At 36.2% G+C, this 25545-nt stretch carries 19 protein-coding genes and 2 pseudogenes; 9 read left to right on the forward strand and 12 right to left on the reverse strand.

The annotated features are described in order from the left end of the window. Positions 1–59 precede the first annotated feature (59 nt). Both E0D95_RS10045 and E0D95_RS10050 read right to left on the reverse strand, forming a co-directional pair. Positions 60–3482 (reverse strand): DEAD/DEAH box helicase family protein, encoded by a 3423-nt coding sequence (locus E0D95_RS10045; RefSeq protein WP_130803720.1) that lies wholly within the window; start codon positions 3480–3482, stop codon positions 60–62. 6 nt (positions 3483–3488) lie between these two features. After that, complete coding sequence (locus tag E0D95_RS10050; protein WP_130803721.1) at positions 3489–6617, reverse strand: site-specific DNA-methyltransferase; 3129 nt, start codon at positions 6615–6617, stop codon at positions 3489–3491. 190 nt (positions 6618–6807) lie between these two features. Here E0D95_RS10050 and E0D95_RS10055 point away from each other — a divergent pair, with 190 nt between their 5' ends. Next, entirely contained in the window at positions 6808–8937 is a 2130-nt protein-coding gene (locus E0D95_RS10055; RefSeq protein ID WP_130803722.1) for a nuclease-related domain-containing DEAD/DEAH box helicase, read from the forward strand. A gap of 59 nt (positions 8938–8996) precedes the next feature. Here E0D95_RS10055 and E0D95_RS10060 read toward each other — a convergent pair whose 3' ends face one another. The 7 genes from E0D95_RS10060 to E0D95_RS15755 form a co-directional block, all read right to left on the reverse strand. Then, positions 8997–9269 carry a hypothetical protein gene (locus E0D95_RS10060; protein ID WP_130803723.1) on the reverse strand — a complete coding sequence of 91 codons (273 nt, stop codon included), beginning with the start codon at positions 9267–9269 and terminating at the stop codon, positions 8997–8999. Between the two features lie 42 nt (positions 9270–9311). Next, positions 9312–12149, reverse strand: a complete 2838-nt coding sequence (locus E0D95_RS10065) for an SNF2-related protein (RefSeq protein ID WP_130803724.1) — start codon at positions 12147–12149, stop codon at positions 9312–9314. A 116-nt stretch (positions 12150–12265) separates the two neighbouring features. Further along, positions 12266–12493 (reverse strand): helix-turn-helix transcriptional regulator, encoded by a 228-nt coding sequence (locus E0D95_RS10070; RefSeq protein ID WP_049174026.1) that lies wholly within the window; start codon positions 12491–12493, stop codon positions 12266–12268. Between the two features lie 95 nt (positions 12494–12588). Further along, positions 12589–13665 carry a recombination directionality factor gene (locus E0D95_RS10075; RefSeq protein ID WP_431830748.1) on the reverse strand — a complete coding sequence of 359 codons (1077 nt, stop codon included), beginning with the start codon at positions 13663–13665 and terminating at the stop codon, positions 12589–12591. 248 nt (positions 13666–13913) lie between these two features. Next, a complete protein-coding gene (locus E0D95_RS10080; protein ID WP_130804882.1) occupies positions 13914–15026 on the reverse strand; it encodes a YqaJ viral recombinase family nuclease in 1113 nt (370 codons plus the stop codon). A gap of 232 nt (positions 15027–15258) precedes the next feature. Then, a complete protein-coding gene (locus E0D95_RS10085; RefSeq protein ID WP_130803725.1) occupies positions 15259–16296 on the reverse strand; it encodes a DUF932 domain-containing protein in 1038 nt (345 codons plus the stop codon). Between the two features lie 157 nt (positions 16297–16453). Continuing rightward, positions 16454–17164, reverse strand: coding sequence for a hypothetical protein (locus E0D95_RS15755; protein ID WP_213073700.1), 711 nt, complete (start codon positions 17162–17164; stop codon positions 16454–16456). A 648-nt stretch (positions 17165–17812) separates the two neighbouring features. Between E0D95_RS15755 and E0D95_RS10100 the strand changes: the two genes are divergently transcribed. From E0D95_RS10100 to E0D95_RS10110, 4 genes are all read left to right on the forward strand, one after another. Then, a complete protein-coding gene (locus E0D95_RS10100; RefSeq protein ID WP_130803727.1) occupies positions 17813–18073 on the forward strand; it encodes a hypothetical protein in 261 nt (86 codons plus the stop codon). Between the two features lie 2 nt (positions 18074–18075). Then, entirely contained in the window at positions 18076–18207 is a 132-nt protein-coding gene (locus E0D95_RS15925; RefSeq protein WP_262382084.1) for a hypothetical protein, read from the forward strand. A gap of 1 nt (position 18208) precedes the next feature. Then, a complete protein-coding gene (locus E0D95_RS10105; RefSeq protein ID WP_130803728.1) occupies positions 18209–18436 on the forward strand; it encodes a hypothetical protein in 228 nt (75 codons plus the stop codon). A gap of 180 nt (positions 18437–18616) precedes the next feature. Then, entirely contained in the window at positions 18617–19225 is a 609-nt protein-coding gene (locus E0D95_RS10110) for a hypothetical protein (RefSeq protein ID WP_130803729.1), read from the forward strand. 57 nt (positions 19226–19282) lie between these two features. On the opposite strand, the gene E0D95_RS10115 is transcribed toward E0D95_RS10110, so the two are convergent. From E0D95_RS10115 to E0D95_RS10125, 3 genes are all read right to left on the reverse strand, one after another. Then, positions 19283–19558 carry a hypothetical protein gene (locus E0D95_RS10115; RefSeq protein WP_130803730.1) on the reverse strand — a complete coding sequence of 92 codons (276 nt, stop codon included), beginning with the start codon at positions 19556–19558 and terminating at the stop codon, positions 19283–19285. 129 nt (positions 19559–19687) lie between these two features. Continuing rightward, positions 19688–20611, reverse strand: coding sequence for a YagK/YfjJ domain-containing protein (locus tag E0D95_RS10120; RefSeq protein ID WP_130803731.1), 924 nt, complete (start codon positions 20609–20611; stop codon positions 19688–19690). A 499-nt stretch (positions 20612–21110) separates the two neighbouring features. Further along, complete coding sequence (locus E0D95_RS10125) at positions 21111–22670, reverse strand: hypothetical protein (RefSeq protein WP_130803732.1); 1560 nt, start codon at positions 22668–22670, stop codon at positions 21111–21113. Positions 22671–22943: 273 nt separating this feature from the next. Here E0D95_RS10125 and E0D95_RS15855 point away from each other — a divergent pair. From E0D95_RS15855 to E0D95_RS15860, 4 genes and pseudogenes are all read left to right on the forward strand, one after another. Beyond that, positions 22944–23124 (forward strand): annotated as a pseudogene (locus E0D95_RS15855) (transcriptional regulator); the annotation flags it as partial. A gap of 202 nt (positions 23125–23326) precedes the next feature. After that, positions 23327–24442, forward strand: coding sequence for a protein adenylyltransferase Fic (gene fic, locus E0D95_RS10135; RefSeq protein WP_130803733.1), 1116 nt, complete (start codon positions 23327–23329; stop codon positions 24440–24442). A gap of 176 nt (positions 24443–24618) precedes the next feature. After that, positions 24619–24879, forward strand: a complete 261-nt coding sequence (locus E0D95_RS10140; protein WP_130803734.1) for a helix-turn-helix domain-containing protein — start codon at positions 24619–24621, stop codon at positions 24877–24879. Between the two features lie 550 nt (positions 24880–25429). Then, positions 25430–25537: pseudogene (locus tag E0D95_RS15860) on the forward strand (Arm DNA-binding domain-containing protein); the annotation flags it as partial. Positions 25538–25545 lie beyond the last annotated feature (8 nt).

A 25545-nucleotide genomic window follows, 5' to 3' on the forward strand; every position in this document is an offset into this window, starting at 1 on the left:
CTAAGGCGCAATATATTGAATTAATATTCTAAAATTTTAAAAATTAAGAATACTTCGAACTACGATCGAAGTATTCTTCTAAGCATCTGCCCAAGATAAACTGTACCATTCCCCACCATAAACAAAACATTTTTTTCAGCAAACTCTCCTTCAGAAAGAGTGTTATTTAAAATATCTTTCATTGGCGTAACAGATAAAATAAAACTGTTCAACGTTAAATCAGGATGCTCAAGCTTAGCCTCAATATTTTTAATTTCTTTATAGAACTCAATTTTAGCATCATCATGATTCATGTTTCGGATGCCTTTAGGATCAACTAAAGTTAAATATTGCTGCCCTGTTTGTTTGTTCACTAGCCACAATAAAAAGTCAGGGTAAAAATTACCAGCTAAGGCAAAACCCAGTCCACGATACTTATTATCAGCATTACGCAACAAATAGAGTTCATGATCTTTCAAAACTTCATTGGCATCTGGTGTATTGATAAAAGTCTGTAAATCTACAACAAACCTTACCTCACTACTTTGCGTATGACTCGTATAGTCAAATAACATTGGCGACCATGTAAACGGAAGACTTTCATCCCTTTTATCTAATAATGGATAAAACAGATGACGATCAAACGTAATTGCTCTAAAGCTCCCATCTTCTTTCCAAGGCACTAGCTTTTCAACTTCACCGTTACTTACTAATTCTTTCAAAGTTTCTAATCGGTCAAAAACTTCTTGAGCTTCGTTATTTTTACCTTCTTTCGCTGTGAGGGTATATTGCTCACAAATTTGTACAGGTAAATCTTTATCATCTAGACTAAAATCAGTCACTTCATAAAACTGTCCTTCATAGGCATTCTTAATCGCATGGTAGAACTTATCCATATAGGATTGTAAAAGCTCCGTTAGAATAGCTTGCTGTTTTCTAATTCCACCTACATCACTAGTTAACTCAGACGCATCGACCAAAAGCTTATACCAGTCTTCCCTAGACGATTTGATCTTTCTTAGACAAAACTCTTGTAAATCATCAACGTTGAGCTGTAGGTTGCTATATCCTCGCTGGAACTTATATTGCTGAAGTTGCAAGTAAATTTCATCAAAATCAAACATACACATGATTTTTGGTGAAATTTCATGTTCTTGACGCTTATCTTTTATGTCCGTTTGGCGCTTGGATTTATCTGTATGAAAGGCCTGCAAACGAGGATACAAGTCCAAAACAACAAAAGGTTTTTTAATTTTTCCTTCATAGTGTTTTGGAATTTTGAACATTGACAGTTTTGACTGAGCCTTAAAACCATTGGCTTGATTATCTTTATAGCCATCTTTTAAAGTCAGCGTTTTTAAACGAGGCGCTTTAATTTTATTTGTTGGAAAATCCAATGTGACCACATCCTGATTCAGGATAATGCCTTCATCATTCAAGTATTCACGGAATTTCTCCATGTAGTCAGCACGTAAACCAAAAATATTAATGGTTTGCATCAAATCTAAATGTAGCCCTTTATACTCAGCTTTATTGTAAATTTCTCTTGGTGTTCTTTTTAAAGAAAAATTCTCACCTTTTAAACGCACGCCTCGACCAAAGAGCTGAATAATCTGTGCGCCTTCACCAGTCCCCATGTTCAATAAGCCCATAGTGGAGACACGCCAGCTACTCCATCCCTCAGTAAATTTACGAGAACCAATCAGAAGATGTGTTTCACTATCATCATTATTTAATGTAGGAAATAATGAATCCGCAAAATCATCAGTACGTGCATTTAGATAATGTGTCTGACTTGATTCTTCACAGTTATCATATAAGCCTTTTTCATCACCGACATTAATGACTGCAAAAGGTGTACTTTCACCAACCTGTAAGCGCAACTCGCCTTTATTAGCAGTAATACGAACTACATTCAAACGTTGATTCGACGTCGCATTGAAAAAGCATTTTAAAATATCTTGATAGAGTTCAGTTGCATTTTGACCGTATAAAGGTGCAAAACGATTGGCAAAAATATTGTTTCCTTTAGGATCAACCAAACGAGATGTATTAGTAATTAAGTCATGCAGCCAACCGATCACCTTAGGCTTACGTGATGAATCCAAGAAGTCTGCCAAAAATTTGACGATGGTCAAAATGTCAGAGTCCTCATCATTAACTTTGTTACCAACAAAGACCCATAGTGGTTTTTCAATATTAAATTTCGCTAACTTTATTTGATTCTTTTTAAACAAATATTGCTGTTGATAAAAAGAGAGTAAACATGCTGTGAGATATAGATTACGCTCATCATCCTCATGATATTCCTTCATATTAAGGATATTAACTTCTTTACCATAACCATCCGCATAGAAATATTTGTACGAATAATCGAACAAAATACTTTTAGCATAGACTTCTCTAAGCGCTTCCCGACGGTATTTTTGCTGTTCTAAATCATCGAGCTGAATATTTTTTTTCTGTTCTTCGGTTAGCTTATTAATCGCCACACCATACAACATTTTTGCTTTCTGTTTTTTGGCATCTTCAAAGCGTTTATAAACGTTGTCTGCCTTACTCACAGCTTGACCAAAGGTAGCTGAATACTCAAAACTAAAACCATCTTTAGTAAGAATATCACGACGCTCCATCCAAGCACCTGCACTACTGCTCGTACCACGGTGCCCTTCGTCGATCAGAACAAGATTCTTACCTTCCAAGCTCATCGTCGCAACAGTTTTATCACCATCCGTATCACTCAGCTTATTCATATCGATGATTTGAATTTCATCTCTATAAAGACTATTACGGCTTTTTTGCTTATCAAACAAGGTCGCTTGAAAACCAGAGTCAGTGAGTTCTTGCAAATGTTGCTCACTTAGACCTTCATCCGGTGTAAGTAAAATAATTTGGTCTGGGTAAGTGCTATCGCCATTTTGATGTTGGAAATAGTCTAAATACTGCAAAATATTGACATGCATAAGCAGTGTTTTACCACTACCTGTCGCATTCCAATAACCAATTTTATTTAGGTCTTCAGGTAAATATTGCTGAAATTGATCTGCATCAATTTTCTGATCATCATTATATTGTTGAAGTTCAACATTTAGCTCATTGAGCATGTCCGCTTGATGATTAAAATATTGATCTAAATACAGTTCTGTAAATAGCAATGAAAGGTATTGGAAATATTTTAGGTTTAAAACATGCCCTTCTATTTCATTACGTTTTTCAGTGATTTTTTGCCAATGCTTCACAATGTTTAAGTCATAACGACGTAGAACATCAATATCAAAAACTTGTTTATTAAACAGTGTGTTGGTGATTACACTAAAAAATTTCGTTTGCCCTGCATTATCACCTTCATGCTCGATTCCCTCAAACTGAGGATAGTCTAGCTGTTGCTTCATGCCTTCCAAACGATTCGGATTAAACTTCGACCACAACCATTTATTCAAAATCAACTGATCATGAAAATTAACTTTAACCGCTTTAGTCTTTGCTTTTGGAGCTTTTGCCACAGTGCATTACTCCTCAAACATATTCTTTAAGAACATTTGTTCAATTGAACGGACTTTAAGTTGTTTTTCTTCACCCTCTTTGGTTGTGTACTTACTCGCGATGTTGTGATCACCATTGATATAAATCAATTGGTACTCGCCATCATTTGGATTAATTTTAAGTTTTGCAAGTAATTGATCGAGCTCTGCATAGCCAATTTTTTCACAATCACGCCATAAAACTGTGGTGTATTCACCTGTACGCAATTTACCAGTGATTTGTACATAGCCTTTATCTAACTGATAATCTGCATATTGAACATTCAGTCCAATGAGATAGTTAAACGTTTCAACCAAATCAATAGTTTTACGCTCAAAAGCGCCTGCGCTATCAGTTGTGATATTCATTTGATAGCTAAATGGCTTTAGGAAATCTTTAACATTGAGCAATGAATCTTTGCTTTCTAGTTCAAGCATATAGTGCATGAGATAATCACTATAAGCATTTTGATCTTCAGGCTTGGTTGAAGCTTGTTGCTCAGCTAAAAGATTTTGCTGTGCGCCTTTACGTACCAATTCTAAGTTGTTTAAAGTGTCCTCATAACTTTCAAGTTTGATGACTTTTAAGCAGTGGCTAATACAAGATTCAGGACTGGTTGGTTTACCATCTTTCCAATCTGCTGAATACACCACTTTTTGGATACGAGGTTTAATCACTGTATCAAAATATTCCCCTTGTTCTACAAGGATATACTTACGATTTCCATTATCCTCACGGTTTAAAGCAATCGTTGCATGAGCAGTTGTGCCTGAACCTGCAAAGTAATCACAAATACAGCTTTCTTTATTATGATGTGTAGCAGCCTCAATAGCAGTTTTCACGGTATATAATGATTTAGGATAACTAAACTTCCCACCTGAGCCAAATAAATTAGTTAATAAGTTTGTTCCATGACTAACTGCACTAAATTTAGAATCAACCCATAAACTTGGCAATAGCCATCTTGAGGCTTCATCAAAATACCTTCTTTTAATAACAAGATTTTGGCTAGAGAATAATATATTTTTATCTTTCTCTATTATTTGTTTTGCTGTTTCATAACTTAATGTCCAGCATCTTTCACTGCCATCTTGACCAATAGGATAAACCCTTTTACAGCCATCAATTGTATCATTAGTTGAATAACTTTCCCCTAGCTTAGGAGGTTCCTCTACACCGATAATTTCATAAGTTTGAGGATTAACTAAAACTGCATAAAAACTATTTGGACGCCCATATCTGAAATTATTTTCACCTTGCCCACTTCTGCAAAATCCTCTTTCACGAATACCACCTTCCGAGGCTTCTCCTCTCAAAATATCCATATCTTTGGGAACCATAAATAAAGCATATTCATGAGTTCTAGTTACATTAGAACGACCAGTTCCCGAGCCAGGATAATGATTAACGATGCTTTTATATTGTTCAAAACTAGTGTAGTTTTTATCCAAAAAACTACTAAGGTTACTAAGTTCTGTATCATCGATAGCTAATGATATTACTCCATCATATTTTAAAAGGTTAATAGAACTAGTTAATCTGTTTTCCAACATAGTCAACCAAGTCGAACTTTTATACCCATTTTTATAAATAATAGGTGTAGCATCTGTATTATAAGGGGGATCTATATAAATAAATTGAATCTCTTTTTGATACTTCTCAGATATTAACTTTAGAGCCTGAAAATTATCACTATGAATAATTACACCATCAGTTTGAGCATCTAAATCATCAACTTTTTTTAGAAGCTTGGCTTTAAACTCAGGACTAAATAATGAAGTGTCCACCATTAAAGCTTGGTGTTGTTTTAAATATTCAACCGTTCCCCAACCTGCATCTGTACCTTTAAAACCTAAATCTTCCCATTGTTGCCACTGTGCTGTATTGCCTGCAATATCAACATATAAAGACTCGTCCACTCGGTCTAAAGTAATGCAGTATTCAGCACTAACGACAAACTTTTTCTTTAACCACAACTTTTTCTGAAAATCTTCAAGCGATGCTAAGAAACTGATAATTTCTAAACCAATTTGACGCAAACATTTGATAATACTGAGCTGACGTTCAATCTGAATAAATTGATCGGTACTCACCACATCATCTAAATGCATCACTTCATTTTTAATATAGAAATCAAGCTCATGACGTAGGAATTTACCTAAGTCTTTATGAATAAAATAATCTGCTGTATTTTTCTGCGTGTAAGTACTTAAGTGCTTTTGCAACACAGTACGTTTTGGTTCTTTTTCTGTTGGTGCCGGTTGAGCTAAATCACTTAACCAATCAGCAGTTAAAACATTCGCTTTCAAAATTTTATTATGCGATTCAGTATTTAGTGCTTCTTGCTTCGAGCCTTTCGGCAAAGTCGCATATTCAAAAAGAATGGTTAGTTCGTTATTTTGAATAGAAAATGGAACAATCGTTTCTTCAAACTCTTCACCGTCTTCATCTATACGAGTGAAGGTCTTTGGTTCAGTCACAATAATAAAGCGACGGTCTTTGTCATTATCTTTACGGTTTTCACGAGCTGTATCTGCACTGACCAAGCGGAATAAAACTGAACGCTCCTCATTCAGCTTAAAGCGATAATTGCTAAACATCTCACCAGACTTTGTGTAGTACTGGTCTTTATTTGCCCAATGTAACATCACTTCCTCACCTGAGTAAGGAATAGAGTAGGTATCACCCTTATAACGACGTTGGCTAATGAAATCACCTTCGTCATAGTAACGGCTAAAAAAAGTCCGCAAATGACTATACACTTTCGACTGATCTGTCATTTCATTGACATCGACTTGAGTTAACGCAATATATTTTTGACCTAATGCACTTTCTATTGCTTCAGCAGCAATAAGTTGGCCTTGCTCATTAAACGCACGTTTGCCAAATTCTGCTTTCAGCTCAGCTTCTAATTCTTTTAAAACATTTTCATCAAGACTCGACTTTGCTTCGCCAAGGTATTGTTCAACTTTGATTTTTAAACGCTTATCCAAAAACTCAGCAATTTCGGCACTACGTGCATTTAAAATGCGATAAACCCCAAAATCCAAATCAGGACGATTGATTTGAAAAATTTCTTTAAGTTTAGAAACGAGTGCAGAAAACCGAGTACTCATAAATATTTCCTATTTTTCAAAACCTTATGATAAATAGGTTCTGGTGAAACGAGTTAAATTTGCAAAAGCAAAATTGGATACTATTTTATAGTATTTTTAGATGTACCACCACATTTTGAAACTGGCCCAATAATTGATAAACATAAATTAAAATGTTATATTTTAATCACTTAAATTAAAAACTATTCAAATGGCTAATTTTTTCCCAAGTTTAGAAATTATTGATCAACTCACAGTCAAACCAACTGAAGGTGAATCATTTCTTTTAAATAAACTAGCACAAGAATTAGATGATACATTTGATGTTTATTTCAATCCTTATCTTGATGGAGATCGTCCCGACTTCTTAATTTTAAAAAAAGGGCATGGTGCAATTATTATTGAAGTCAAAGACTGGGATATGTCAAATTATTTTATAGATAAAAATAATCATTGGCGCACAACTCACAATCCAAAAATAAGAACCAGCGCACCAATGCAACAAGCATTCAAATATAAGTCACATTTATTTGAACTCCACATACCATCATTAGGCTTTGCAAATATATTAAATTCTAACTTTTATAAAACAATTCAATGCTTTGTATATTTACATACTACAACAAAAGATAGATTATCTGCACTCTATGATCGTCCTATCAATGAAGTAAAACAACTTATAAGTTCAGCCAATCAGCAAAGATACAGTTTCAAAAAATACCAACTAGAAAGGGATAGATTTAATACCTTTGCTCAAGACAATATCTCTAGTTTAATTAAAAAAATAAATAGCATTAAAAAAAATCCTATATTTCAAGATCATATTTATGATGATTTTACAAAAATCTTACTTCCTCCTAAGCATGTTGAAGAACAAGGTCATTACTATACTTTCGATAAATATCAAACGAAATTACTTGATAGTATTCCAAATACAAAAATGAAAATTCGAGGTGTTGCTGGTAGCGGAAAAACAACATTACTAGCAGAAAAAACTGCTCGTGCATTTAAGCGGCACAATAGTACTGTGCTAGTGTTGACATATAACTTAGCTCTTCGAAACCTAATACGTGATAAAATTAAAAAATCATTTCGATTTAATAATTTAGAGTTTGACAATAAATCAATTGAAATAAGCAACTATCATTATTTTTTTAAATCCCAACTTAACAATTTAGGCATTCCTTTTCCAACATCAGGTGATCAAGATGAGGATCTTGAAAACTTTGAAAATAATGAAATTCTTGACTTAGACTTTCCAGAAAAATCAAATGCTGAAATTATTGGTCTATCAAGTAAAGACTTATTTGAAATTGAAAAAAATGCCCGAGATGAAAAACTAGTTTTAGAGGATTTTTTTGAAAGAGTATTTAAAACAGATCTTTTTAAAGAAGCTAATGAAAGTCCAATAAAGTACCAAACTATTTTTATTGATGAAGTTCAAGATTTTGAAGTAGAGTGGTTAGAAATAATAATTTCCAATTTCTTAGCTGAAGATGGGGAGATGGTGTTATTTGGTGATCAAAATCAAAATATTTATAATAGACTAATTAATAAGCAAGATTATCCTGTTACGCGTGGATTTGGTCATTGGAAAAATTTAAAAATCTCACATAGGCAAGATGATAAAGCTTTTGCTGATCTCTGTAATGCATATAAAGACACTTTTCTAAAGGAATATCCAGACCAATTAGAGCATGACATTATTGAAAACCTAGCTTTTTCGTTTTCAGATAAAAAGTATTTACAAATTCCTCAGGCAGATAGTGTTCAAGCAACCTATGACTTTATTGTTCAGACATTAAAAACGTTAAGTATAAGTCCAAATGATATTAGCATTCTCTCTTCAAAAATTGATTTTTTGAGAAATCTACAAAATAATTTTAAATTTCAAAAAACAGATAGTACTTTTGAGACACCTGCTGAATATGAAATAATTCAAAAAAATTTTAATGAGAGAGTTGAAAAATTTCTAAAAAACAAAATTCAATTAGAAGAAAAACTAAAGTCTTGTCATCTATCTGATATTAATCAGATTCAATCTGAAATCCAAAAATTAATGAACTATATGAAAAATGTAGCAAAACAGAAATTAAAAGCACTAGATAAGTTTCGCAAATTTAAAAAAAGAAGTTTTAATGCCAATTCTGGTTTAATGAAGATTGCAACGATTCATAGCTTTAAAGGTTTTGAAGCTGACACCACTTTTCTGATCATTCAACCTAATGATAGTCCAGAAATTGTTTATGCTGGACTGACAAGAACAGCGAATAACTTATATATTATTGATTTAGACACGAGCAACGTATATAAAAATTTCTTTGAGAAGCAACTTTCTTAAAACTCATAGAATGAATAGAAATTCATTGAATTATAGTCGTTCTTAGTTGAATTAAAAATTTAATTCGGTTTATTTCGTTCTAACTCCAATAAATCTGCATATTCAGGACGGTCTTTAAAGAAATCAAAAATTGTTGTTTCTTCAATACCTACTTCTTTCTGCTTTTTATTTATCTCAATTAATTCACCTTTAATTTTATAAAAATCCTTAACTCTTTCTTCCTCAGCATAATTTTTAGTATTTTCAGCCAGTTTTGCTGTTTTTTCTTCAAGTTTAGAAGCACCTTCAGCACACTTAGTTGCGAAGCTATTTAATTTATCTAAGATACCCATTTTTAATCTCAACATCAAAAGTTTTAGTAATCCATTTTTATTTTACACAACTTTCCATTGAACTATAAATAAGTTTTCAGCTTTGCTAGAACGATGCAATCTTTGTTCTAGTGCATCAATCATCGCCTCACGCTTATCCGCTATTTCATCTTCAACATCAAAAATTTGCTGTCGCATGCGTCGTTTTTCTTTTTCAGCTTTTTGTATTTCTTCCTGTAGCCGTTTTTCAGTTTCAATATCAGGTGCTCTTCGAGACTCTCGTTTAAGGCTAGATATTTTTAACTTTGTATCTTCAAGCATTTTCTCCACGGCAAGCAAACTATCCTCCGCCCACTGTTCTAGCTTATCCCGTTCCTTTTTGAAAAACTCATCATTCAGCTCCAAAGCATGATTCAAAGCAACTTGATACTGCTTATCAATATTTGCCTGAAATATTTCAGGTATCTGATCTGCCTCATCAGACAACACTGTTGCATTGACTTGAAGCAAACGCTCACACAAGTCTACATCTAAAACCTTGCCATCATCAGTCATTGCCGTGATAACAATATGCTCCTCTTCTTGAAAAGAATCCAAACTCAAGACCGTAATAGATAACCAACCTTGTTGTCCTTTCAAAGCCTCTAGTAGCGTTACTTTCTGACCATATCGACTATAATTAAACTGAATGAATTGTTTCGGTGTTTGTAAGCCTTTAGCATTATCCAATACAAACTCACCCAATGGATGAGTTAAACGATAAATGAAAGTATTTTCGGGAATCCGCTCACCTTTACGTATAAGTTGATATTTTCCTGATGGCATATTCAGAATAGGTGATTTAGTTAAATCAAAACTTAGCCTTTCATTATTAAATTTAGCGTATTTCTCAAGAATATATTTCGTAGAAATCCAAAATAAACGGCTAATCTTATCAAGTTGGTGCTCAGCTCGTTCTTTTTGTATTTTCAACAAATCATGAATATCAGCATCAAAATGCTCAAGTAATAATGCTTGAGTCCTTTTCATTTTATCGTTGATTTGCTCTTCAAGCTCATCTCTTAATTGCTTAAAGCTTTGTTCTATTTCTTCTGGACTACGACACTGATCATAAATCTCAGAAATCCGCTTTTCAAAATTTATACCACTTTCGACTGTTCCTAAAATATCATTTGAAGCACCAAATACGCCATCAAATAACTGAAACTTGTCCTTAAGTAGTTCTAGAACACGTTGGTCAGCTTCATTTCTTTCATTTAAAAAATTAACGACAACAACATCAAACTGTTGCCCATAACGATGGCAACGTCCTATGCGCTGCTCTACACGTTGTGGATTCCAAGGCAAATCATAATTAATAACTAGAGAACAAAATTGTAAATTTACGCCTTCGGCTGCTGCTTCAGTGGCAATTAAAATTTCTGCATCATTTTTAAAAAAATCAATGAGAGCTGTCCTTCGATCAATTGCTGGAGAGCCTGTAACTTGACTACTCCCCATATACTTACCCAGCCATTTTTGGTAGATACCCGTATTCACAGGTGATGTATTACTACCATTGAATCCTATTACTTTTCCGTTGTATCCACGAGACTCTAGGAATGCTATAAGGTATTCCTGTGTACGCTTAGACTCAGTGAAAATTACCGCTTTACGTTTTGCGCCCATTTCAAACATTCGAGCAAAACCCTGTTCAATTGCTGATAACAAAGCAAACGATTTACTATCATCTTTAATCTTATATGCCTGCTGTATATAACGTTCAATTTCAGCAATTTCAGACTTTATTAGATTGGTATCAATTTGCTCGTTACTTAAGTCATCCTCAATATCATCAAGCAATTCCTCATCCATATCTTCATCAATAATAAAATTACTCAGCCAATCTTCATCTAAAGTTTGTTGATCCAACAATTTCTGAAGACGTGTTTGTATTGCCTCTAAAGTCGCAATAACAGCAGGAGTTGACGATGCGAGAAGCTTTCTTAAAACAATTGATATTAAATGTTTTTGTTGCTGAGGAAAGGCATAACTCACCTTACGTTGCAAATATGCACTAATGGAATTGTATAAATTTTGCTCATCATCGCTAGGTATAAATGGAACGGTTAAAGCATGTCGGTTTGTGTAAGGTACATATTCCAAAACATCTTTACGCAACGTCCTTTGCATAAATTGTTGAATTCGTTTCTTAAGTGACTGAATGTCTCCGTCAACTACATACCTTGCACGAAATGCTTTTTCATCCCCAAATAAATGTTCATCAATAATTGTGCTTAATCCATATAGCTCCATCAATGAATTTTGTAGGGGAGTAGCTGTTAATAATAGCTTTTTCTTACTAGCCAAAGAGCGTTTTAAACTATTCCCTATTTTATTACTGGAACGATGAGCATTACGCAATTTGTGTGCTTCATCAATCACCACTAAATCCCATGGGATTTGTGCTAAGGCATATTCCATCCGATTTGCAAATGAATAAGAGATTATAGAAATTTTTCCATTATTAAATGGATCATAGACACCATCTTTACGTGCCATGCCCCATGTTTTTAGATCCAAAACTTGTGTAGGCAAATTAAATTTGTCTTGTAATTCTTGTGCCCATTGTTTTCGTAAAGATGCAGGACAAATAATTAATAAATTTCGACGTCTTTCTGCCCAGTATTGACAAAGTACTAAGGCGGCTTCAATCGTTTTTCCCAAGCCAACTTCATCAGCAAGAATAACACCTTTACTCAAAGGATTATTTAAAGCGAACAGGGCAGCCTCAATTTGATGAGGATTTACATCTACTTGAGCATCAAACAATGACTGTGATAAACGATCAGCATCTGTTGCTGAACGCTTCTTTGTTATTTCCCATGCGAAATATTTTATTTGGTGGTTAATGTAAGACATTATTCTTAGATAAAAATTTTGTTAAAAAAATTATCTACAATATAAATATATATAACCTTTGTAGCAAGAAATACACATTTCAAACAAAAAAATAAGGGAGCAAAAGCTCCCATTGACTATCGACTCTGCATCTTAGCCTCAATCCACTGATGGATTTCCCACGCCGACCAACCGATACGGCTTTCACTCAATCGGACAGGTTTAGGAAAAGTAGGATCGTAGTACTTTGAAGTTTCATTAATCATTTCATAAATCTTAGCTCGACTTATGCTAGTAAATGCTACTACTTCCTTGAGATTGATAATTTGATTCATTTGAAAGGTTTGACCTGTGAACGCATTCATGATGTTTTTCTCCTATCGATGATGCGAGCGCATTTCGCTCAAATGATTGGGCAATCTGATAAAATCTTACTGAGTCTGCATTTATCCAGCCTCTTCTAACCCACCGCCCGCACACTCTGCTGCAATCCCTTCTGAATCTCCTGAACCTGATTTAAACTATTTTGACGCTGCCGTTGCCGTGGCTTGGTCAAATTGGCCTGATTTTGGGTTTCAACTTTGTCAGGTTTAATACTGTTTCCTACATTTGCATCCGCATTTCCCTTATCTGCATCCGCTCCGTTACCCTCTACAACCTCATCCGAATAAAACTCCTCAATCACATCAAAGTTGTCTTCACCCTGCATATTGCCTAAATCCATATCTAAGCCTGCAAATCCTTGTGCAAAACCCACTCTTGCTACATGATCTAATGCCTCCTGATAAAAGCCTGCGACCTTGGCCTGTTCATCCATCTTTTGAGCTTGGGTAATCGCTTCCTGCAAACTGGTATTGTCCCTTAAGGTTAAATCCACGTAGTAAATCGGCGTGCGATAACTTTGTGTGGTGCTTTTACCTCTTAAGATCAGTTGTAGTGGTAAACAGGAAAGTAAATCCCCTGATGCCGCTTGGTAGTAACTGAGCCGTGCTGCCAAAGTTCGAATACTATTAATGCCTGTGGTTCTAAAGATAAAGGTGCCGAACTCATCACTTTCATCTAGATTGACATAGAGCCGTCCAAAGGCTTTGCACAGTCCACCTTGTGCCAATGGACAACGCTCGGGTGATGGACAAGGATATTGTTCAATGCCAGTTGGGGTTTGTCGCTGACAAGTTTCGCCATTACCGATACACAGTGGTCGTCCTGTCTGACGATCAAATAAGGTGTACTCTGCACGTAGACTGAGTTCAGGATCATTAAAGATCATCCGTACAGGAATGCTGCGTAGTTTTGGGGTTTGATTTTGGCTTTGATTGTTATTGGCATTGGACTGTTGACCATTACTTGCAGCGGACAGTTTAGCTCGAAGCTGTTCATCCAGTGGATGTTTGATCCAGCCGTCCTTACTTTTAATCTGGCTGGTAATAGTGAATTGATCATCCTTTTCAGGAATTCGTTTACCGTTCTTCTCGACCACTTTACCAATACTGATTCTGCCGAGGATGGGTGGTGTAATCATTAAACCTTTAATCATGTTGGGTACTCCTAAATATATTTATTTACGGGTTTAGGCTTTTATTTGAGACGTTCCCCGTATGGCATATATCGATGTTGAATAAATAAATTGCTGAAATCGTGGAACGCTTAATTTGTATCGATACACGCAAAAGCTTCTCCACCTGCCCGCTCTTGATTGAGCGGGCAGTCAGGGGCGGCTTTTGCGGATTTTTGGGATATGTGTAGTTATGGAAATAACTTGAGCTTAGGCTATTGGATTGTTTATTAATCTCCATGTGCATAGATGTTAAAACGCCGTGTTCCCACCTTGGTTTGTGGAAACTGCTGAAGCAATTCAGGGTGTTGTTTCAATAATGCTTTGCTATCTAAGGTGGTGGAGTCTTTAGCCCGTTTCCATGTCACTGAGCCCTCCAAGAAAATCGCACGTTCAGACTCCTTCATCAGCATCTGTAGTTGATGTTTGAGCTCATCAAATTGCTGTTGCTGTACCTCGATCTGTTGTTTGGCTTGTAACAGTTGTTTAAACATCTGGTTGGCAGATGCATCCTGTGTTAAGTCTTCGGTTTGTAAAGGCACATGTTCAGGGTAAAGCAGTTGTAAGGCTTTGGCTGCTGATTCACTGGCATCGACACTGGGTGGTCGATCCTGTTCCACACATTCCCAGAAATGTCGTTCGGCATTAATCAGGTGATTGATCACGCTTTCGTTGCGAATGACTTTATAGATTTTGGTCTGGTGTCCACAAATCAGGACACAAATATGCGCCGCTTGTTTACCTGTGACTGCAAGTTGATGTTGCACCTGACACAGTACATACAGCGGTACGCCATCACGCCACAGTTTAGCGCCATGTTCGCCAACGCTTTTACATTCCAATATCTGGACTTGATCACTTGCCACCACGGCATAATCTAGATTGGCCAGCATAAAGTGTTTGTCTTGGTCGGGATGTTGTAACACTGCATTCACTCGACGGAGTTTGCTGTTGGTGTGCAAGCTGTAGAATTCCGCGATTAAAGGTTCCAGTTGTTTACCCCAATATAGAGGTGCATAACCTGAGCTTTCATCGTCAATATGTTGTTGCATCCGTCCTGTTTTAATCATCCATAGTTCCAGCATCGACATATAGGGATTCAGTCCACAGGCAGTAGCCGCATCACTACTGCCAATGCCCTGCTTTCTGACCTCTAGCCATTGTTGGTAATTCATCTGGGTGGTTTTGGCGAGGCGTTTGGCGGTGGAATTAGAACGACGGGATTTGGAACTGGGCTTTTGATTGAGGCGGGTTTTTCGGTTTGGGTTTGTTTCAAGATCAGGCTGGTAAGTCTGTAACGGTGGATGATTGAGTGCATCCTGTATCTGTTGAATTGGATTGATCGAGTTCATCGGTTATTTTCCTTTGAAATTTACATCAGTGAAATTAGGTAGGTTGGCTTGAAAATTTGCGGCATAAAAAAAGCCACCTCGGGTAAGGTGGCTATCAAGGGTAAAATCAGAACTGTTTAAAAAAGTGAATCAGAGGCAAGCGTGAATCATAAAAGTAAAGAAAGGCTAACTAATAACCATCAAGTTGAAGTTAAACTGGATAAATTAAAATCAGCTTAACGGTCTACCCCACAAGCCGTAATGCCTGCTCAAGTCCACGTTGTTTAATTGCTGCACCCATGCCAAACCAAGCTGAATCAAGTCGGTGATCCGTACTCATCGCTCGACGTTCGTGGTCACAATACTCCGTCACAGCGCAAAGTAAACCATAGGCGGTGTCTTTGGCTGAACTGAGTTCGGCACCACGCCCCTGCCCATTAAACATTTGCATGACTTTAGATAAGGCACGTCCATTCGGTTCTGATTTATTATCAGATTTGGCTGCGACATTTTGGTAAAACTGGATGATGCTGTCTTCCTGTTCCATCACAGTCAGGTTGGTATTGTTAAACACTGCCTCAAAGTAAGCTGCGGCTTGGGTTTGGCTGACTTTACGTTGACTGAGTTGTTTCATCTGGTACATGTGTTCATCCCAACCGCGTACTGAAATCCCCAGTTGTTGTTTGACTTTGTCTGCATCAAAGCGGGTACTGTGTGGAACTTTCACTACGCCTGTATTGTTCGAGGTAGAGTGCTGTGCTTTTAGTGCAATGGCTAAGGTGTTATTACACACCACACGGATCGAAGTGAATTGTGCAGTGGTAGCTAATGTGCCATCACAAGCGGTGGCCAATAGAATATAGCCATTACTGACATCTTTGCCTTTCAGTGCTGAAGTTTGTCCTGTCCGTGCCAAGGCCCAGAACTTTTTACCGCCTTTGAGTACCCCTGCGGTTTCCAGTTCAAAACCTGATTGTTCAGTTAAATCACGATAAAATTCTAAAATCGAATGTGGTTGTACTTCCTGAAAACGTTGGCTGACTACTGATAACGGTGCGTGAGTATCTGATCGATAAAGGACTCGTTGTTCTTCAAACGGCAAAATGATGTTTTGTCCTTTGTCATTCTTTGCCATATAGCTGACATCGGAGGATTCAATCCGCCAGTCCATGCCTGCCTGCTGTGCCCAGACTTCGATCGGTTGATTGGGTGAAAGTTGATTGCCCAATCCATGCCAAGGGGTAGCTCCGACATACGCCATTTGTTCAAGTTGATGTGCCATAGTTTTAAACCTCTGTTCTAGATGAATGCTGTTGCAATAGAAATTTGCAGCATAAAAAAGGCCTGCTGGGGAAGCAGGCTAAACTTGTGTATGCAGATCAAAGTATGAAGTTGAATCTGCAATGGATTCATCTAGATGGTGTATATCTGAGATTTTTTTAATTAATTTTTAAATTGAGGAAAGGAATTTTCACACGAGGAGTGTTTTTCTTTTGTTTAATAATCAAAAATCTATATTGTTTATCTGCATTTTGCAGTTTTGTTATAAATTGATCTGCATGATTAAGGTCTGTACCCTCAAACAATGCCATGACTGCTGCTAATAGTCCAAAAACACTATAGATGGCTGTAAAGACAACAAAAAGAAAAGGTGTATTCTTAGCTGTTAAGAAATTATAAAACCAAGAGGAGAATACAAGAGGAATGCATATTAAAGAAGCAAAAATAAAATATTGTGCGTTGTAAATAAAAATTTGCTTCTTCAATGATCGGTTTTTCTTAATTTTCAACTTAAAGCTTTTTGCTGATAATTTCTCAGATGAAGGTAAATATTCAATGAATTTATGCCCATTACGATAATGCTGCAAGATCTCATCAATATTTATCAAATATTGCTCATCCAAGATAATTAAATACTCAACAAGCCTATAGTCCACGATATCCAACCGAACCACTTCTTGTGCTGCCCGATCCAATACAAGCTTCCTGTGATCATTATTCCCATAGAACTCTTTAAAAAATCTTATTGTCGAATCCAGCTTCGCAGTGTAATCCTTATTTTTTAAAGCTAGAATTTCCTCCCTCTTAAAGAAGATACCAACAATAGCAACTGAAGCCGTAATAACGCTAAAAAAATGAGAAACTTCCATAAAATTATTAACTTGTAGTGAAGTAAGTTTCTTCTAGACTATTTTATTAGAAAATTAATGTCTATCTGATAGTAAAAATTAACAGATGATAAATACAATTTATTCAATACGTAGAGTTTTATCCTATAAATTTTACAACAAATTGACTCCCCTCATTGCACAGATTATGATTCTCCTGCTGGCCTACATTGCCAGTCGGTTTTGACAGACCGAGCGTATAGCGTATCAGGTTACTTACTTCTGAGTATGTTGCTTGTGCGAAACCTTCTCGTCCCCCTTTGCGGTAGAACGGGAGGGGGACGCGTCCGCGCGTGCTGGTTCTATATGCCCAGTCTGTCAACCCTCTTTCGTTCTGCCACCATTATTTGACAGTAATTGGTAGAACTTCTTAATGCATATAGGAGTAGTCGCCATGACTCATCATTTTCAAATCTATCCACTCCCTGATCTTTATCGGCTTGGCTTTAGGCAATCTTTTTAGCCTAAACCATTCTATTCAGCCGTTTTTAGTCTTTGCTCAACGCTTTGATACTTTCGTATTGAAGGAATGATCTTTGCTGTCTGTCCATTGTAGGGCAAACGCAGTACTACAAATACGCTGAATTGAATACTAACCAAAGCAACAATAATTAAATATCAGGGGAAATCATGAATATAAAACCGTGTCTTTTCATTATCAGTATTACAACAATAGTTTTGGCTGGATGTTCAAGCCGAGCCGAACGTGAATTTGTCAATGGCTGTAAAACAGGTGGTCTTGAGAGCAGTACCTGTGAATGTATCTATGAAAAGTTGGAAAGCAAATATGGTGAGGATGGTTTAAAGGACAATCTTTATACCCTCGCCCAAACTGAGAACTTTCAACATGACATGATGCAATCCAGCTTCCAGTGTGCAGCAAGGAGGTAGCCATGCGTGCAATAGCAGGAATCATCTGCGTCATCGCAGCCATCTGTTTTCTGGGATTACCCTTCATCGGGGTCATGATTGTTTTATGGATTTTTGTGGTTTTAGCACAGTACGCATTGGGTGGAGATAAATAAAATGAATAGTAATTTAAAAGGTGTGTTAATTGGTGGCTATCTCGTGATTGGCTTCTTTTATGCGATTTACCAACATTTCTGGGGAATGGCCAGCTATAAAGGTTTTGCCTACAACATCGGTCAGGGATTGGGATGGCCTTTTTCCATGTTTCCAACCTTTGGCAAATTTGTAGGAGGCATACTCTTATTGTTGTTTTTAGTCTTCGTCGCCTTAAAACCTAAATCATAAATCTTGATGAGAAATAAAAAGCGGTAGTTTCGGTCAATGATCTCCATGCATCGATCTAATTTTTATTGACCTGAAGCTACTGCGAATATCACATTTATTCTAATTTTCATATTGACCTCTTGAACTGATCTTTTGAGACATCTGAATCAGTACAACGGGTGTCTAATAGGATCATACTTTATGAATCATAAAATCATGTTGGCTCTGGTGATAAGCTGTTTAGCACTTCAAGGCTGCACAAAAAAAGAAACACCAGAGAATACATCTGAAACCGAACAAGTCAGCCAAGATCAGTTAAAACTGGATACGATCAAAAAAATGTATGCCATCAATCAGAAGCACCACTTCGAAAATGAAACCCTCTACCATTTCTCGACAGATTATTTTCAATCTCTTCTTGATAAAAAACTTCAGTCAGGCGTAGCAGGGTGCGGTTTTGAACATAATTTACTCATGCAAACCCACTATCCTGATTATACTTCTAATCAGTATAGTTTTAGTCTGACGCCTGAAGGACATGTCCTTGCAAATGTTCCATCAGGTGGACATGTCATTTTTGTACTTGAATGTCAAAGTGATCATTGTGCAATCAATGATGTCATCAGTAATGATCATTCTGTTGCGGAAATAATTAAACAAGATAATTTCGATCGAATAAAACGTTTAGAAGATATGCCACCCTTCACACATCCTCGTAATCAAACTGAAACTTCTACACCACCAGAATCTGCAAATGATCTTCAGATTCAAGATGGCGAGGAAATTCAAACAGCCTCAAATTCAAATTAGCTCTTATCCTGAGTTATTCATTGTTCAGGGAAAGATTCTCCCTGAACAAATTAACCATCAATAAAACAACTGACCACAGCTCTGACATTGAAAGCAGCTACTGGTACTTTGGGTGGTAGGCGCATTATCAAACAAACTATTGAATAAACCTCCGACTACGACTCCTGCTATGCCCCCAATTAAGGGGGATATAGGCAGGCTCTTTGATAATGCTGCACCCATGGTAGCAAACGATGCTGATGCAGTCAGATGCTGCTGTGATCCCTGTGATGTGGTCTGTTGTACTACACGGACAATGTGTTCTGAATGACAATAAGGGCAAGTGATATTCATAATATAAACCTCTGAAATATAAATGGGTCTAGCCATTCAGTCATTCACACAGTGATACTGATTGAGCTAAACCCATTGAAGAGAATCATCTTCTCTTCTAGATGTTGTATATTTCAGATTGATTTTAATTTATGCATTTAAGCTAGGAATACCCCGATAACGACGATAATTGCGTTTATAACTTCCCGTACCAAAGGTGTGCATCCTTAGCAACTTAACCCGTAATTGTTGATTCGACTTTTCAGGGTTCACCAGATAACTACAAGCTTGAATCGCATTTTGAACCTCCCTGTCATTGTCACGATGGATCATGCCAATCCCTAAGCTATCCATTTTTCTAAACTGGCTTTTATGCTCAGGGGTATTACAATTAAAGCCATAACCATTACCTTCGGTAATCTCTTGCCAGCGTTGAATAGTTTGATCTGCTAAGTAATAGTCTTTCTGCCGCGTTGATCCGTTGTAGATTAAAAGCAAATGACAATGAAAGCCTTTCTCCTCGCCCTGCTCTAATGCCCATGCATAGCCTTCTAAATCCCGAAAGCACCTGTCCCCATCTTGAATAAAACCCAATAGCTCACGCACATCTTGCTGAAATTGCCATACATTCACTTTATGCTGTTTGCCCTTCAGATAGGCTAAATCCACTCGCACAAATAAAAGCTTGCTGTAATGACCAAGCAAATCATCTAGATAATCCCTCAGTCTTTCACGGTTACGGCTTTCTAAACGACAAAAGTCATTAATCTCCTTGTCCCTACTTCGTTTAAAACGATCAAATCCTTGCTGTACCTGTTTAAAGCTTAAAGCCTTAAGCTGGTCGATATCAATTTTACACGCTATGTTATTTTGCCAAATCAGCTCCAGCATCGCTTCGACATAGGCAGAATATTGAAGTTCAAAATCAAAAATAGCATGCAGGTCGAACAGCAAGTCAATCAGTTCATCATGAAACTCACGCCATGCATATCTTGAGGCGATAGTTCTTTCGACAAACTGTTCAATATTGATCAATACTCTGGAAGGATTCAGATACTTCTGTTGTGAATTCATGCATTTCTCCTATGGTTGATCAACTCACATAAGAGAAGGCAAATCTGTTTAAAGTTACTTTTAGGCTAAATAGAGAATAAGTTGGTTAGGATGATTTGAGTTGTTTTAGGTCTTTGATCAAGTCAGGGTATGCAGATACTGGCATGTTATCTGGCGATGTGTGTTGTCACTGTAGTTGGATCATGATCTGTCATGGCAATTAGCTATAGTACGATGTGTGTTTATGATTGAATGAAATATTGATGATTAAGCATTTGAATTATTGTTAATTGATTGCTTACGAGCTTACTGCTGTGGAGTAGTTAATAGCGGCATAGATTAATAATATTAATAACCCACTAAGCCTACACCAGCCTTACCAATATAAGAATAGCTGCCACATGTCAAAACCCATGATCCAGTCATGACAGGTTTTTCGGTTTTGCCCTGAATCATGGCAAATTAGAGTGGGCCAACTGCGATTGGCCCACTGCTGAGTGATTTTGGGTGGAAGCGGAAGTTATGATTCTGTAGAACTGTCAGTTTTTTTAGGCTCGTCAGCAACTGACTTTTTATCTTGAGTTTTTTTCTCTGGTTTCTTAGTCCGATCACGCGAACCCGAAGCACGGTTTTTAATGTCATCCGTATATACGCGTTCATAGCTGCCTATCATGGAAAAATACGGAATTAACTTATCATACACATCTTGCCATTTAATATTGCACTGACCAACCAACCAGACTTCTTGCTCAGAAACAATACTGAGTACAGGTATCTGCCGAATGCGGATAAAACAATCCTCGAGATACGTTTTGTCTTTGTCCTGTTTTTGATCCTTTAACGAATCTGTAAATTCTTGAAGTAATTGACCCATATTTTGGAAATAAAAATCAACCTTTTCATCAGCCATAGCTAGCTCATTTGCATCAAAAAATAATGCGACATCACACTGCAATACCTGATTGTCAAATTCTTTCCAAACATTGATCTGTTCAAGTAATCCAGTCAAACCATTTGACTGTTTTGCCTTACTTATCAAATCCGTAAAAAAGATTGAAAACTCATCATAACGTATAGAATTAACGTTTCTATCTATTTCAATTTGAAATCTAAAAATAGCAATATCTTTACGCTTATGATGCGATAAAAGATTTTTAAAACGCTCAACCCACAATTCCATATTCTGCATTTGTTTTTTTAATTCTTTTAAGTCTCTGAATTGAGCCCCCTCTTGATTTCGGAACCATCTCCGTGAAACACCTATCGGAACTAGATCATATCTACCTTTATTTAAAGAACTTGTTAACGTATCAAGTAGATCACTTACTTCATTAATTGAGCGTCGATCAATATCTTGGTTAAAACTTAGATGATAGCGGTTTTGATGGAGCATTTTGTTTCTTACAAACTCAACAAAAATTTTGACACAACCAGTCAAATATTCATGATCAAATGTTGAAATGTATTCATACTCAGAAAGTAAATAAATAAATTCCTTACCGATATCAGTTATATTCTTGTCAAAGTCACACTCCTTAGATCCTAAGTAAAAAGGCAATCGTTTAAAAGCAAGTGTGACCATGAACTTTTCAATTCGATTTAACAGATTTAAACAAGTATTTTTATAATCATAGTCTCTATAATCACGGTCGTACGATGGTCTATACGGTCGACTACTCGGGAAGCCTTCTTGATAAGCATCTTCATACAGTTCAAAATTTGTAATCTCAACGACTTTTAAGTAATTATTAGCAAAATCATATCGGCTGTCTAATTTTTTTAAGTGCTCGTCATTTGAAACTAAATCACGTAGACAAGGGATTCTTTGAAAATCATGCTGAAGATTTTTTTCATAGCGGTCACTAATGTTAGGCCTTGCATAATTTCTATCTAATATTGGTCTTGGAGTACGGATATTTGGAGGTAAATTTTTAATTAAATCCATTAATGGTATTTTTGCTATAATGGCATCTGATAGCTCATCAATGAATTCTTCACGATCCCAATCAGATGGTAAAGTAAACTGAGTATCTAAAACAACATGATCCTCAGCCGCTAGTAAATTATTATCATTTTCCATGGTTCCCTCCAGTTTCATTTAACATGTACAGTAAAAAACACTATACTTATTCTTGGGTTTTAAGTCATTAATTCCCAATGTTTTTTAGTCTTATTCTTGGGGTTTTTTAGGTTTATTCTTCTGTTTTTTTGATGTGGAATAGATTTTTAGTATAAAAATACATATAGAAACTGGACAAATTACAGCGCAATTTTTCATTAAAACTCGCTAAAAAAAATTAGCGACTACCATACAATATTAGCTATATAGCTAACATAAAACTAATCAATAATGATGGTAACCAAAGCCGAGATAGGTAAAAAAAGTATGTGCAGCAAGAAAAATTTTGGCATACAGACAACAGAACTTATCTGAATTGACAATGATTAATAAGACTACGATTTCCGAAATTGAGAATGGACGTTTTACTGGAGCTTTTTATATTTTTGAATATGTATTGGATGCTGTCGGCTTAATGAGCATTTTACATTCATTCTTTTTATTAATTAATAAAAATACATTCCATTTTCTTATTATTAAGCAGTTAATGTTTGTATCATCAACATATCTTCAACCTCATGTCGACTTTTCGCTGCTTTATCGACATGAAGGGCTTCTCATGTTTACGTTATCGACATATCATGAATGTCATGTCGATTTTTTAGTGTTTTATAAACATGAACTCATGGAAAGCAAACGAACCGTATAATAATTTGCCGATTCTGCCACCATTTCAAGACGTGGAAAGCAAACTTGTTTTAAAGGCCTGTATCGAAGCTCGTGCTGCACTTGCTGAATTAAAACAAGCAGGTGAACTCATCCCGAACCAAACCATTCTAATTAATATCATTCCCTTACTTGAAGCAAAAGACAGTTCGGAAATTGAAAATATTGTCACAACAACAGATAAACTTTTTCAACATGCTCAAGGCAATGAAGATCAAGCCGACCATGCAACCAAAGAAGCATTACGTTATCGGGCGGCGTTATATCACGGTGTAAATGCAATTCAGGAACGACCGTTAAGTACAGGCACAGCCATTGATGTATGCCAGACCATTAAGGGGGTAGATTTGGGTATCCGAACAACTACAGGCACAGCACTTAAAAATAGCTATACAGGTGAAATCATCTATACCCCACCTGTAGGAGAAGATGTCATTCGGAGATTACTGGCGAATTGGGAAACATTTTTGCACTACCATGAAGATATAGATCCATTAGTAAAAATGGCGATTTCACATTATCAATTTGAAGCTATCCATCCATTTATTGATGGTAATGGTCGTACAGGACGTATTTTGAATATTCTTTACTTGATGGACTGTAAGCTGCTCACCCTACCTATTTTGTACCTAAGCCGTTTTATTATCATGAATAAGGCAAAATACTACGAACTGCTTTTGTCCGTGACCACACAAGAAAACTGGCAAGAATGGATCTTATTCATGTTGCAAGCAGTCAAGAATACCAGTGAATGGACAATCGCCAAGATTAAGAGTATTCGAAAATTACAAGAACATGCCATTGAATACATTAAAACCCACGCTGAAAAAGTTTACTCAAGGGAATTGGTTGATGTAATTTTTGAACAACCCTACTGCCGTATTGCCAATCTGGTAGAAAAAGGCATAGCCAAAAGGCAGGCTGCATCCACCTATCTAAAGACATTAGTTAAGTTAGGAGTCCTGCAAGAAATCTCTGTAGGCAAAGAAAAGTTATTTTTACATCATAAGTTATTGCATCTTGTAACCAGTGATGAAAACCAATTTACCCCTTATAGCAATCCATAGATTTAGTTCAAGTTAAGCTATCTGCATTTTTTACCATAGTGCATATTCATGCCTAAATATAAATGATTTTATTTATAGTAAATTAATAAATTCTATTTTATTAGCCATATAGCAAACATTAAATGTTTATAATCAATATTAGCTATATAGCTAATGTTTCATTAATGGGAAAGACTATGGCAAGTAAAACAGAGATCGGTAAAAAAGTACGGGTAGCAAGAAAAACTTTGGGGTACACACAACAGAACTTATCTGAATTGACAATGATTAATAAAACTACGATTTCCGAAATTGAGAATGGACGTTTTACTGGAGCTTTTTATATTTTTGAACATGTATTGGATGCTGTTGGCTTACAATTTGAAGTCACTGAAAAGAAACATACTCTACCCGATTGGGATCAGATTGAGAGCATGTTCTCTGAGGATGATGAATAAATACTTTTAATTTTACCCACATACGGAATGTATTCCTATTTTTCTACAAAAACTGGGAATATAGTCCCAGTTTTAAAAGACGTTCTGGGAAGAAAAGATTTATACAGGGTGTTATTCACCAAACAATTGATCTTACTGTTGCTAGTGTCTATCAGCTCATCTTTAAGATACTTAGGGGAAAATAGAAATTCATGTATAATTAAGAACAACAAGGGTGGGCCTCGATGTAAATTGTTCCCTTTGCGATTCAGTTTCCCTACCTTCATACAGTTGGGGGTAAAACTGGGGGTAATATCAAAAATCACCATAATAAATTATATTTATTTTCAGCATATTAGGATTAAAAGTTTATTCCCTCTCTCGCCAAGATGAGTACTAACAACATCCAATGCTGTCCTAAAAAGCTTGAATTTAAAGGATTCAGGCTTTTTTTGTGTCTAATGCAATCTGACCCAAACTATTGCAATCTTGATATAGTTGGGGATATAACTGGGGGTAAAATAATTTACCCCCAAATTTTTACCCCCAGATTCTAAACGGAATGATCACAATGCTTACAGATGCAAAGATCAGAAAAATAAAACCATTAGAAAAGAAGACCAAGTATCCTGATGAAAAAGGTATGTATCTAGAAGTCAGCCCTTCAGGTGGTATGCACTGATAAAT

It is taken from the genome of Acinetobacter ihumii (assembly GCF_900625095.1).
Lineage (GTDB): Bacteria > Pseudomonadota > Gammaproteobacteria > Pseudomonadales > Moraxellaceae > Acinetobacter > Acinetobacter ihumii.